We start from the raw sequence: 12,486 nt of genomic DNA on the forward strand, positions 1-12,486 counted from the left end.
CCTTTGCCATTCGACGCTGAACACCGCAAGGGCTCCTGCCAGATTTGAAAGCCATCGGTGGACGCACTCTTTCAAGCCATCTTCATGGAAAGCCCGGAGGCCATCGCGCTGACCCGGGCCCGCGACAGCACCATCATTGCCGTCAACCGCGAATGGCTCGGTCTGACCGGATTCAGCCGGGACGAGGTGCTGGGTCGCACGGCCGTGGACATTGGCCATTGGCCCGATGAACAAACGCGGGCCAAGGCACTGCAACCTCTGCAAACCAGTGGGCGCGTGCGTGACCTGGACACCACCATGGTGCTGGCCCACGGCGTGCACCGCCTGATTTGCCTGAACGCCGTGTTGGTGGATGTGGCAGGCGAGTCTTACATCCTGTTTTATCTGCGCGATGTCACGGTGGAACGCATGTCCCAGGCTGCAGTGCTGGCGGGTGAGCAGCAGCTGGCCCAGACCAATGAAAAGCTGAACCGGCAGGTGACCCTGCACGAAATGACCGAGTCGGTGGCCAAGGTGGGCCACTGGGTGCTGTACCCGGGGGACGCCATGGTGCGCCTGTCGCGCGGTTACAGCGCCATCGGCAACCTGGGCGACATGCAGGCGGCACCCCTGGGAGCCCACATGCAGGGGGTGGCCGAAGAACACAAGCCCCTGGTCAAGCAGGCACTCCAGCAAATGAACGGTGACATTGTGGAATACCGCTGGCGCAGGCCCGACGGCGAGACCCTGTGGATCCGTTCGCGCATGCACCGCCAGGTGGAAAACGGCCTGGTAAAGGCCGAGTTTGGGGTGGTGCAGGATATCTCCCGAGAACGGGCGGCCTTGCAGGCCGCCGCTGACCAACTGGCGGCCGCGCAGCAAAGTGAGGCCCGGTTTCGCAGCCTCACCGCGCTGAGCTCGGACTGGTACTGGGAGCAGGACAGCCAGTTTCGTTTTGTGCGTGTGGACGGAGACCAGGACAACAACCGTGCCATTCCATCCGAAAGTTTTCTTGGCAAGACACGGTGGGAGTCGGGCGGGGAGGGTATCAGCCCCGCCCAGTGGGCGGCGCACCGTGCCACCCTGGAAGCCCACCAGCCATTCCGCGACTTCGAAATGGTGCGCCGCCATACCGACGGCAGCCCCATGTGGGTGTCCATCAGCGGCGCGCCTATCTTCGACGACCAAGGTGTGTTTGTGGGCTACCGCGGTACCGGGCGCGAGATCACCGCCCGCAAACAGGCCGAGGCGGATATTGAACGGCTGGCCTTTTACGACGCACTAACCGGGTTGCCCAACCGGCGCATGCTGATTGACCGGCTCAACCAGGCGGTGGCCGCCAGCGCACGGCGGTCCTGTTTTGGGGCCTTGTTGTTCATAGACCTGGACAATTTCAAGGTGCTCAATGACACGCGTGGCCACCACATGGGTGATGAGTTGCTCAAGCAGGTGGCCCTGCGGCTTGCAGACTGTGTGCGTTCGATTGACACCGTGGCCCGATTGGGCGGAGACGAGTTTGTGGTGATGTTGGAAGAGTTGGGGGCGGTCGAGGTAGACGCCGCGGCGCAGGCAGAGGTGGTGGGCAAGAAGGTGCTGGCGGCGATCAACAAACACTTTGATCTGGACGGGCAGGCCCACCACAGTTCACCCAGCATTGGCGTGACCCTGTATTTTGGCCACCAGCAGAGTGTGGACGAGTTGTTGCAGCGGGCCGACCTGGCGATGTACCAGTCCAAGGCGGCCGGGCGCAACACGTTGCGGTTTTTTGACCCGGTCATGCAAGCAGCCGCCAGTGCCCGCGCGGCACTGGAAATTGACCTGCGCAAGGCCTTGCAGCGCCAGGAGTTTGCGTTGCACTACCAGCCCGTGGTGGATGAACAAGGTGCCATCACTGGCGTAGAGGCTCTACTGCGCTGGGAGCACCCACAGCGCGGCATGGTGTCACCCGCAGAATTCATCCCGGTGGCAGAGCAGGCCGGCCTGATCATCCCCCTGGGCCAGTGGGTGTTGCAGGCGGCCTGTGCCCAGCTGGTGGCCTGGAATACGAGCGCTGCCACACGCCGGCTCACGATGGCCGTCAACGTCAGCGCCCGCCAGTTCCGCCACCCCGATTTCACCGACCAGTTGCTGGATCTGCTGCGCGTCAGCGGTGCCAACCCCTACCGCTTGAAGCTGGAGTTGACCGAAAGCATGCTGCTGAGCGACTTTGAAGACGTCATCGTCAAGATGGGGGAGTTGCGGTCCATTGGGGTCAATTTTGCGCTGGATGACTTTGGAACCGGCTATTCATCGCTGTCTTACTTGAAGCGCCTGCCACTGGACCAGCTCAAGATCGACCAGTCGTTTGTGCGGGATGTGCTGACGGACCCCAACGACGCAGCCATCGCCCGCACCATTCTGAGCCTGGCCCATAGCCTGGACCTGAGTGTGGTGGCCGAGGGGGTGGAAACAGCCGGGCAGCGCGACTTTTTGCTCAAAATCGGCTGCAAGGCTTTTCAGGGGTATTTTTTTGGCCGTCCGGTGGCTGTGGACGGCCTGGCGTTGCCCAGCGCCTGAACCACTGGTGCGCGCCGGTGAATGCCGGGCTTACAGCGGCGCGTCTTCAGCGTCTGGTGTTGTAGCGTCGTCATCTGCACCTTCTGCACTGGCAGCAGGCGTTTCAGCGGCTGCGGCGTGGCGGGCCTGGCGCAAAGCCGCCTTTTCGCCGGCACTGGCAAATTTGCTGTATTTGCCCAGGATGGTGATCAGCTGGCCGTAAATGCGCGGGTTGCCCGCCAGGCACTCTTGCTGGTCCAAAAAGTCGGCTTCACCGGTGAAGTTGCCCACCAGGCCACCGGCCTCGGTCACCAGCAACGATCCAGCGGCCACATCCCAGGGCTGCAGACCGGTCTCAAAAAAGCCTTCGGTATAACCGGCGGCCACATAGGCCAGGTCCAGTGCGGCGGCGCCGGGGCGGCGCAGGCCGGCGGTGCGTTTCATCACGTCGCCCATCATGGTCAGGTAGTTGGCAAAGTTGTCGCCGGGGCGGAAGGGGAAACCGGTGGACAGCAGCGCGTCTTTGAGCTGGATGCGTTTGGAAACGCGGATGCGGCGGTCGTTCAAAAAGGCGCCGCGGCCCTTGGTAGCGGTAAACAGGTCGTTGCGGGTGGGGTCGTAGACCACGGCCTGTTCGACCTTGCCTTTGACGGCCAGCGCGATGCTGACGCAGTACACGGGCAGGCCGTGGATGAAGTTGGTCGTGCCGTCCAGCGGATCGATGATCCAGACGAATTCGGAGTCTTTGGCGCCATGTTCGCGCCCGGATTCTTCGGCCCAGATGCCGTGGCCGGGGTAGGCCGTCAGCAGGGTTTCTATGATCGCCTGTTCTGCAGCATGGTCCACTTCGGTGACAAAGTCGTTGGCCTTCTTTTGCGAGACCCGTACGGATTCGATATCGAGGGCGGCGCGGTTGATGATGGAGCCAGCAGCGCGGGCGGCCTTGACGGCCACGTTGACCATGGGGTGCAGATTAAGCGACATAAATTTTGGGGGAAGAGCACAGGGGACCATCTGGCGATGCAGACGGCGACAATAGGCAACATTTTACCGTTTTACCTCCAACTGCGCCATGCACACCCGCTTTATTCTGATCAACACCAGCCATGCCGGTAATGTGGGGGCCGCCGCCCGCGCGATGAAAACCATGGGCTTTGACGACCTGGTGCTGGTGGCGCCGCGCTGGGCCAATGTGCTGCGCCGGGAGGAAACCATCCAGCGCGCCAGTGGCGCACTGGACGTGTTGGACAAATGCCGCATCGTGGACACGCTGGACGAAGCACTGGACGGTCTGACCCACCTGTGCGCCACCGCCATGACGCCGCGCGACTTCGGCCCACCCACAGTAGCACCGCGGGAGCATTTTGAATCGCTATCAAAAGTAGAGCGATTTAGTCATATTGCACGGGGGCTAGAGGCCGATTTGACTCAAGGCTCTTCCGCAGGGGAGGTTGTAGAGGCTGCAAACCCTGCCCAGCAGGGCATTGGTTTTCTATTCGGCTCCGAGCGTTTCGGCATGCGCAACGAGGACGTCTACCGTTGCCACGCCTGTCTGAGCATTCCCAGCAACCCCAAGTTTGGTTCACTGAACATCGGCGCAGCATTGCAAGTGATCGCCTACGAATGGCGGCTGGCTTTGGGCGGATTTCCAGTGGACGCCTCGGAACCCATGCCTGCACCGGCACCCGCACCTGCCGTCATGGCTGATGCCGCCCAGGTGGCCGGCATGCTGACCCATCTGGAGCAATCCCTGGTGGCGCTGGGTTTTCTGGACCCTGCCGCCCCCAAGAAGCTCATGCCCCGCCTGAACCAGCTGTTCAATCGCGCGGGTGTGACGCAGGAAGAAATCCACATTTTGCGCGGCATTGCCAAGGCCATACTGCAGCAATCGGCTGGCAAAGGCCAGGCCTAAACGAATGCGCTTAGCCAGTGTGACAACAGGCCTACCGCGCAGCAGGTAGACTTCTAAGCATGTTTTCACGCCTACGCTCCGACATCCAATGCATCCTGGACCGCGATCCCGCGGCGCGCACGACCTGGGAGGTGCTGACCTGCTACCCCGGTCTGCATGCCCTGGTCCTGCACCGCAGGGCGCACTGGTGCTGGACCCATGGCTTCAAGTGGCTGGGGCGGTTTATCTCGCATATGTCCCGCTGGTTTACAGGTATCGAAATCCACCCTGGTGCCGTCATTGGTGAGCGGGTGTTCTTTGACCACGCCATGGGCACGGTGGTGGGGGAAACCGCCGAAATTGGTGATGGCTGCACCATCTACCAGGGTGTGACGCTGGGCGGCACCTCGCTGTACAAGGGCGCCAAACGCCACCCTACCCTGGGCAAAGACGTGGTGGTGAGCGCCGGGGCCAAGGTGCTGGGCGGTTTTGTGGTGGGTGATGGTGCCAAGATCGGCAGCAATGCCGTGGTCATCAAACCCGTGCCACCGGGCGCCACGGCGGTGGGCATTCCGGCCCGCATCATCCCCAGCAAAACCGGGGAGAGTGCGGATGTCACCCACTCCGAGCCCAAGTTCAGCGCCTACGGCATCACCCAGGAGGACGACCCCGTCAGTCAGGCATTACGCGGCCTGATCGACTCGGCATCCGGCCAGGAGCACCAGATTGCGCTGTTGTGGAAGGCGATTGAGACCCTGTCCGCCAGCCGCAACAGCGCAGATTGCCTGCCAGACTGTGTGCCGGGTGACGCGGCCCGCAAAGAGTGTTTCGAGGCCGAACGCCTCAACCAGCTGGTTGGGAAGTAGCGAAGGCGCGGATCGCGGTTTTGGGCCGGAAGGCTTTACACACCGCATCCACCGTTTGCAGGTAGGGCCCGCCAATCAAATCGATGCAGTAGGGCACGGCGGCAAAGATGCCGTTGACACGCTGCTGGCCGTCGGCATCTTTCAAGCCTTCCAGCGTTTCAGCAATGGCCTTGGGCTGGCCGGGCAGGTTGATGATCAAACTGTTGCCACGGATCACTGCCACCTGGCGCGACAGGATGGCGGTGGGCACAAATGCCAGGCTGATCTGGCGCATTTGCTCTCCAAAACCCGGCATTTCCTTGTGCGCCACAGCAAGCGTGGCCTCGGGTGTCACGTCACGCAGGGCAGGGCCGGTGCCACCGGTGGTCAGCACCAGGCTACAGCCGGCATCCACCAATTCGATCAAAGTCGCACTGATGGTGGCCTGTTCATCCGGTATCAGCCGGGCTTCGAACTGCAGGGGGTTTTGCAGGGCGCGGGCCAGCCAGTCTTTTAGCGCGGGAAGGCCTTTGTCTTCGTACACACCTGTCGACGCGCGGTCGCTGATCGACACGATGCCGATCTTGACCGTATCCAGGGGCGGCAAGGCTGCATCAGCACTCACGCATCAGCTCCTGGGTTGTCGGGGAAGTCGTCTTCCGGGCCAATCGGGTCCGGCACATCGCTGCCATGCAACAGATGTTCACGGACGATTTGAAAGATGTCACGGTAGGCGCGGCCATGGCGCACGGCAGCGCCGGGCTTCTCGGGCTTGGCATCTTTGCGGGCCTGGCGAACCAGGGCGCGCAGCTGCTGGATGTCGGTGGCGGGGTTGATGTTGACCCACTGGCCAACCGCATCGTCGTCGGCGATCAGGCGGTCACGCCACTGCTCGGCCGCGTGTAGGGCCAGGGTTTCCTTGGCGGAGGGTGCGTGCTGCTCGTCAATTGCGACGCGGATGGCATCCAATGTTGCGGGCTCCAGTTGGCGCATGCGCTTGCCGATGAACTGCAGGAGGCGCCGGCGACCTTCAAAGTTGGTGATGCGTTTGTATTCTGCAATCGCTTCCATCAGCTTGTCGGGTAGTTCCAGTCGCTTCAGCAACTCTGCCCGCAGTGTCAGCAGGTCTTCACCCAGCTTTTGCAGCTCGGTGCTCTCGCGTTTGAGGTCGGTGCGGCTTTTGTCGTCGGTTCCCTTGAGCTCGCGCTTGAGTTCCAGGTCCAGTTCACTGCCTTCCGCCACAAATTTGCCTTTGACGAAATAGCCTTTTTTTAGTTTGCTCATATAGACAAGTATCATAGCCTCCGCTATGAAGACCCCCCAATCCTCCCTCCCATCGTCGCCCACAGGCGCCACATCCACCAAGCCAGCCGACAGCGGTTTTGCATTTAGTCGGCCTTTTTTCGAATCGCTGGTGGACAAGGCTCTGGCCCATGCCAAAAAGCTGGGCGCCACCGATGCGGGGGCTGAAGTGTCCGAGGGCTGCGGCCTGAGCGTGTCCGTGCGCAATGGCGAACTGGAAAATGTGGAGCGCAACCGCGACAAGTCCCTGGGTGTCACGGTCTACGTGGGCCAGCGCCGCGGCAATGCCAGCACATCCGACTTCTCGGATGAGGCGATTGCGCAGACCGTGGGTGCGGCCTATGACATCGCCCGTTTCACCGCCGAAGACAGCTTTGCCAGCCTGCCCGATGTCAAAGATATTGCGCCGGTGGCCGACCGCGAGCGTGATCTGGACCTGTTCTTCCCCTGGGCGCTGACCAGTGAAGAAGCTATGCGTCTGGCGCTGGAGTGTGAAGCGGCAGCCTTGTCCACCAGCAAAAAGATCACCAACAGCGAAGGTGCGGCCGTGTCGGCCCAGCAGTCGCATTTTTTCAGCGCCCACACCCATGGCTTTCGTGGCGGTTATGCCAGCTCGCGCCATTCCATGTCGGTATCGCCCATTGCCGGCAAGGGCAAGGACATGCAGCGCGACAGTTGGTACAGTTCCATGCGCCACCCCGACGCATTGGCATCTCCCCAGGCCATTGGTCGATACGCCGCCGAGCGGGCGTTAAGCCGCCTGAAGGCGCGCAAGATCGCCACGCTGGAGTGCCCGGTGTTGTTTGAATCGCCACTGGCTGCGGGCCTGGTCGGTGGCTTGGTGCAGGCATTGAGCGGTGGCGCTATGTACCGCAAGAGCACTTTTCTGCTGGATTCGCTGGACAAGATAATCTTGCCCAAACATATCGACATGTTGGAAGACCCGTTTGTGCTGCGTGGCAAGGGCAGTTCGCCGTTTGATGACGAAGGTGTCAGCGTGCGGCCCCGCCAGGTGATCGAAGGTGGCCGGGTCAAGGGTTATTTCTTGAGCAGCTACACGGCGCGCAAGCTGGGCATGCAGACCACGGGCAATTCGGGTGGCTCCCACAATCTGACGTTCACGTCACGACTGACGCGCGCAACTGACGACCTGGATGCCATGCTGCAAAAGCTGGGCACCGGCCTGTTTGTGACCGAGCTGATGGGGCAAGGCGTGAACTATGTGACGGGTGACTACTCACGCGGCGCCAGCGGGTTCTGGGTGGAGAAGGGGCGTATTGCCTACCCGGTGCACGAGATCACGATTGCCGGCAACATGAAAGCCATGCTCAAGGGTATTGAGGCAGTTGGGGCCGATATCTATAACTATGGCGCAAAGACCGTGGGGTCCATCCTGATCAACCGCATGAAGGTGGCGGGTAGCTGAAAACCTGCCTATTCAAAAGAACGGGGCCCATCAGGCCCCGTTTTGCATTAACCCGCCAGCGCGGTCTTCACCGCGGCCGAGACAGTGCCCATTTCGGCCTTGCCGGCCAGGCGTGTCTTCACCACACCCATGACCTTGCCCATATCACCGGGGCCAGTGGCGCCCAGTTCGGCGACGATGGCCTTGACCTCAGCCAGCACCTCGTCGGCACTCAGTCGCTGGGGCAGATAGGCCTGCAAGACCTTGATCTCGGCGGTTTCCTTGTCGGCCAACTCCTGGCGCTCGGCCTTGATGAAGGCCTCCACGCTGTCCTTGCGCTGCTTGATCAGTTTGTCCACGATGGCGACCACGGCGGCATCGTCCAGCACGATGCGCTCATCCACCTCGCGCTGCTTGCAGGCGGCCAGCAGCAGGCGGATGGTGCCCAGGCGCTCGCTGTCCTTGGCGCGCATGGCGGTTTTCATGTCTTCGGTGATTTGGTCTTTGAGTGATGACATTGCAGGCTTCCTGGAGGTGGTGAAGAAAATAAAACAGGTTATGAAAATAAAAAAGCCCGCCGGAGCGTCCCCAAGCGAGCTTTTTTTGGGCCTTGGAAGGCAGTACTGTTTGATCAGTACATCTTCTTGGGCAATTGCATGCTGCGGATGCGTTTGTAGTTGCGCTTGACGGCGGCTGCCTTCTTGCGCTTGCGCTCTGCAGTGGGCTTCTCATAAAACTCGCGTGCGCGCAAGTCTGTCAGCAAACCCAATTTTTCGATAGTGCGCTTGAAGCGACGCAGAGCGACGTCAAACGGCTCGTTTTCTTTTACACGGATGGTTGTCATTACGTAATGTTGTCCAAAATGTGCTGCCGCCAGTCACGGGGGGAGATCGAGCCCCACATGCCACGTTCAGCGATTTCCCCGTCTGTAACTAGTATTTGGCCGACGGGGCAATGCCAGAAAAGCCTTGGATTATAGCGTTATTGCAGTCGGGGATCGCAATTTTTGCCCCAAATGCTGTAAGGCGTGCTCAAAGGCGCACGGTAAACGTGGTACCCAGACCGGGCGCACTGGTGACCTGGATGCTTCCACCATGCAGATCCACGGCATTTTTGACAATAGCGAGCCCCAAACCCGTGCCTTGGATGTCTCCCACATTGCTGGCCCGGTGGAACGATTCAAAAAGGTGGGGAATTTCGTCCGGTGGGATGCCAATGCCCTGGTCGGACACCTGGAATACGGTGTGTTCTGGCGTGGAGACCACACTGAATGCAACGGCGCCGCCCTGGGGCGAGTATTTGAGCGCGTTGGACAGCAGGTTTCCAAAAATGTGGTGCAGCAGTTTTTCGTCGAACATCCCCATCGCAGTTGTTTGGGAGAAGTCCGTGGTGATTTCGCTGCGCGATAGTGGGTGCTGGGTCCGGGTGTCCTCAACCAGTTCCTGGCAGATCTGGAGCAGATTGACGGCATGGGGGCGAAATTCCAGCATGTGGGCCTCAACCTTGCCCAGCAGCAACACACGGTCCAGCATGCGTTTCATGCGTTGCACGCCGTCTTCAATGGTCTTGATGATTTCCAGTTTTTCGGCTTTGGGCAGGCGGTCGTCATAGTATTTCAGTAACTCTGCGGACGTCAGAATGGTGGACAGTGGGGTGCGGAACTCATGGCTGGTCATGGCCACAAAACGCGAGCGCAGCGTATTGAGCTCCTTTTGCTGCTCCAGTGCAATCTGGGTGTCCTGTTCGGCCTTGAGCCGTTCGGTGATGTCCAGAAAGGTCCAGATGACACCCGCATCGGGGTCGTTCTTGCGCACACACTGCCCCTCCATGTGGACCCAAAACAGCTCACCATTGCGCCGCTTGAGTTGTCGCACGCTGGAGCTGGTACCGGTCGCAACCAGGGCTGCACGTTGTTCGCGGCCCAGTTGTGCCCACACGTCGCGGTCGGCATGCAACATGGCGGATGACACCCCTATCAGTTCTTCCCGGCTGTAACCCACCATTTCGGCAAATTTGTCATTCACCCATTGGTTGTGCCGGTCCACGGACAGCACAATTCCCACCAGTGCGTTGTGCAAAATGGCCTCGCGCTCAACGGACGCCCGTTGCAGCTCGGCATGGGCTTGCTTGCGTTCGGTGACGTCGGAGAAAAAGGTCAGCGTGGCTGGCGCATCGCCCCAGGGGATCATGGTGACGCCAATGTCTAGCCAGCGCACATCCCCGTTTGCCAGCAGGGCCCGCACTTCATACCGGTTGGGTACTTCCTGGCCCGCCAGTCTTTGCTTGCGCCGTTCCTCTATCCAGGGGCGGTCTTCCGGGTGGATGCGGTACAGATAACCCTCGGCCATCATCTCTTCGCGACTGCTCTGCAGCAGTTCGGTAGCGCGGTTGTTGGCAAATACAAACTGGTCGTTTTGGATCACAACCAGGCCCTCACCGCAGCGCTCGACGATGGCGCGCAGTCGGGCCAGTTCTACCTCTAGCGGTTCAGGATTCATGGTTGAATGCCAGTGCGTGTATGCAGTTGGCCCTTCCTGACTTTATCTTACCCATTTCAGGGTGCGGTCAGGCGTTTGTTTGTGGGGTTGCGGGTGCGTGGTCGCTCAGTACAATCCGCCAAACACCTACTGGAATCGCCATGCACGACACCCCGTTTAACCGACGCACGTTTGCCGCTGTTTCCGCACTCTCGACTGCTTCGTTTGCAGCGCCCGCGCTCTTGGCGCAGACGCCATTGGAAAAGACCAAGGTCGCCATTGCAGTGGGTGGCAAGGCAGCGTTTTATTACCTGCCCCTGACCATTGCCGAACAGTTAGGTTACTTCAAGGCCGAGGGGCTGGAGGTAGAGATCAGTGATTTTGCGGGTGGTTCACGCGCCTTGCAGGCCGTGGTCGGCGGTTCAGCCGATGTGGTGTCCGGTGCTTTTGAGCACACCATCAACCTGCAGTCCAAGGGGCAAAAGTTTCAGGCCTTTGTATTGCAGGGGCGTGCGCCGCAGATATCGGTTGGCATCTCACCCAAAACCATGCCGGATTACAAAACGGTGTCTGACCTACGGGGCAAGAAGATAGGGGTATCGGCACCGGGCTCGTCCACCAATATGGTGGCTAACCTGATACTGTCACGCGCAGGCGTCAAACCCGGTGATGTCAGTTTTGTCGGAGTGGGCACTGCAGCGGGGGCATTGGCGGCCTTTCGTTCGGGTCAAATCGATGCCATGAGCAACACCGATCCGGTGATGACCATGCTGGAGCAGAAGGGTGAAATCCGCATCATTGCCGACACCCGCACACTCAAAGGTACGGTGGATGTATTTGGCGGCTCCATGCCCGCCGGTTGCCTGTATGCACCGGTCGAGTTTGTACAGAAGAATCCCGCTACCGTGCAGGCCTTGGCCAACGCCATTGTCCGCAGCTTGAAGTGGCTGCAAACGGCTGGCCCCAGCGACATCGTCAAAACCGTACCGGAGGCATACCTGCTGGGTGATCGGGCCCTGTACCTGGCGGCATTCGATAAAGTGCGCGAAGCTATTTCGCAGGATGGTGTCCTGTCCGATGAAGGTGCACGCACGGCGTTGCGTACGCTTGCCAGTTTTGACACGACCATCAAGGCCGAGAAAATTGACCTCGCCATGACCTACACCAACACCTTCGCCCGCAAGGCCAAAGAGCGCTTCAAGGCTTAGTTGCCGTTTGGCCGAACAGGGACTGCATGACCGAATACGCGCTGGAGTTCCTAAATATTTCCTGCGTCTTTCGTCCGCGCCATGTGGGCGCCCAACGCTACACGGCAGTGTCCGACACGACCCTTAGCATCCGTGCCGGCGAGTTTGTGTCGGTCGTCGGGCCTACCGGATGCGGCAAATCCACGCTGTTGAACATTGCGGCCGGGCTGTTGGCGCCGTCGGGTGGAGAGGTGCGTGTTTTTGGCCAGCACTTGACGGGACTCAACACACGGGCGGGGTACATGTTTCAGACCGATGCCCTGATGCCATGGAACACGGCACTGCAAAACGTCATGTTGGGCCTGCAGTACCGCGGGCTGCCCGATGCGCAGGCGCGCGAGCAGGCGTTGGAGTGGTTGCAGCGTGTGGGTCTGGGTGGGTTCTCCGACAGTTACCCCCACCAACTCTCCGGTGGCATGCGCAAGCGCACCGCATTGGCCCAGGTATTGGCGCTGGACCCTGACATCATTCTGATGGACGAGCCCTTTAGCGCCCTCGACGTCCAGACCCGCCAACTGATGGAGAACGAGGTGCTGGCGCTCTGGGCAGCCAAGAGGAAGGCCGTGTTGTTTATCACCCATGACCTGGACGAAGCCATTGCGCTGAGCGACCGCGTCGTGGTGTTGTCTGCGGGGCCTGCCACCCATCCCATCGGTGCGTTCGACATCGATCTGCCGCGGCCCCGCGACGTGGCCGAACAACGCGTCCACCCCCGTGCCATCGCATTACACGCAGAGATATGGAATGTGCTGCGTGAAGAGGTGCTGAAAGCCTACGCACAGCAACTTGGCAGGGTGGCGTGAGC

At 60.6% G+C, this 12,486-nt stretch carries 12 protein-coding genes; 6 read left to right on the top strand and 6 right to left on the bottom strand.

The annotated features are described in order from the left end of the window. The first annotated feature begins 57 nt into the window (after positions 1 to 57). Entirely contained in the window at positions 58 to 2,535 is a 2,478-nt protein-coding gene (locus HZ993_RS23965; protein WP_209395191.1) for an EAL domain-containing protein, read from the top strand. 30 nt (positions 2,536 to 2,565) lie between these two features. On the opposite strand, the gene HZ993_RS23970 is transcribed toward HZ993_RS23965, so the two are convergent. Beyond that, positions 2,566 to 3,498, bottom strand: coding sequence for an inositol monophosphatase family protein (locus tag HZ993_RS23970; protein WP_209395192.1), 933 nt, complete (start codon positions 3,496 to 3,498; stop codon positions 2,566 to 2,568). Positions 3,499 to 3,586: 88 nt separating this feature from the next. Between HZ993_RS23970 and HZ993_RS23975 the strand changes: the two genes are divergently transcribed. Further along, positions 3,587 to 4,426: an RNA methyltransferase gene (locus tag HZ993_RS23975; RefSeq protein WP_209395193.1), complete on the top strand. Its 840-nt coding sequence runs from the start codon at positions 3,587 to 3,589 to the stop codon at positions 4,424 to 4,426. Between the two features lie 59 nt (positions 4,427 to 4,485). Beyond that, complete coding sequence (gene cysE, locus HZ993_RS23980) at positions 4,486 to 5,271, top strand: serine O-acetyltransferase (protein WP_209395194.1); 786 nt, start codon at positions 4,486 to 4,488, stop codon at positions 5,269 to 5,271. Here the strand turns inward: cysE and mog are convergent. Continuing rightward, on the bottom strand, positions 5,249 to 5,875 hold the full coding sequence (gene mog / locus HZ993_RS23985) for a molybdopterin adenylyltransferase (protein ID WP_245213757.1): 627 nt from the start codon (positions 5,873 to 5,875) through the stop codon (positions 5,249 to 5,251). The two genes, cysE and mog, sit on opposite strands and share 23 nt — an antisense overlap. Further along, positions 5,872 to 6,534, bottom strand: coding sequence for a ribosome biogenesis factor YjgA (yjgA, locus tag HZ993_RS23990; protein WP_209395195.1), 663 nt, complete (start codon positions 6,532 to 6,534; stop codon positions 5,872 to 5,874). Before yjgA ends, mog begins: the two co-directional genes overlap by 4 nt. Before the next feature lie 25 nt (positions 6,535 to 6,559). Here yjgA and pmbA point away from each other — a divergent pair, with 25 nt between their 5' ends. Beyond that, on the top strand, positions 6,560 to 7,978 hold the full coding sequence (pmbA, locus tag HZ993_RS23995; RefSeq protein WP_209395196.1) for a metalloprotease PmbA: 1,419 nt from the start codon (positions 6,560 to 6,562) through the stop codon (positions 7,976 to 7,978). 47 nt (positions 7,979 to 8,025) lie between these two features. Here pmbA and HZ993_RS24000 read toward each other — a convergent pair whose 3' ends face one another. From HZ993_RS24000 to HZ993_RS24010, 3 genes are all read right to left on the bottom strand, one after another. Then, entirely contained in the window at positions 8,026 to 8,475 is a 450-nt protein-coding gene (locus tag HZ993_RS24000) for a GatB/YqeY domain-containing protein (RefSeq protein WP_209395197.1), read from the bottom strand. A gap of 113 nt (positions 8,476 to 8,588) precedes the next feature. After that, on the bottom strand, positions 8,589 to 8,801 hold the full coding sequence (gene rpsU / locus HZ993_RS24005) for a 30S ribosomal protein S21 (protein WP_094477962.1): 213 nt from the start codon (positions 8,799 to 8,801) through the stop codon (positions 8,589 to 8,591). 187 nt (positions 8,802 to 8,988) lie between these two features. After that, positions 8,989 to 10,455, bottom strand: coding sequence for a PAS domain-containing sensor histidine kinase (locus HZ993_RS24010; protein WP_209395198.1), 1,467 nt, complete (start codon positions 10,453 to 10,455; stop codon positions 8,989 to 8,991). A gap of 140 nt (positions 10,456 to 10,595) precedes the next feature. Between HZ993_RS24010 and HZ993_RS24015 the strand changes: the two genes are divergently transcribed. Together HZ993_RS24015 and HZ993_RS24020 are read left to right on the top strand one after the other, a co-directional pair. Then, positions 10,596 to 11,642 carry an ABC transporter substrate-binding protein gene (locus HZ993_RS24015; RefSeq protein WP_209395199.1) on the top strand — a complete coding sequence of 349 codons (1,047 nt, stop codon included), beginning with the start codon at positions 10,596 to 10,598 and terminating at the stop codon, positions 11,640 to 11,642. A gap of 26 nt (positions 11,643 to 11,668) precedes the next feature. Beyond that, on the top strand, positions 11,669 to 12,484 hold the full coding sequence (locus tag HZ993_RS24020; RefSeq protein WP_209395200.1) for an ABC transporter ATP-binding protein: 816 nt from the start codon (positions 11,669 to 11,671) through the stop codon (positions 12,482 to 12,484). Positions 12,485 to 12,486: the final 2 nt, after the last annotated feature.

The sequence above is a fragment of the Rhodoferax sp. AJA081-3 genome, from assembly GCF_017798165.1.
Lineage (GTDB): Bacteria > Pseudomonadota > Gammaproteobacteria > Burkholderiales > Burkholderiaceae_C > Allorhodoferax.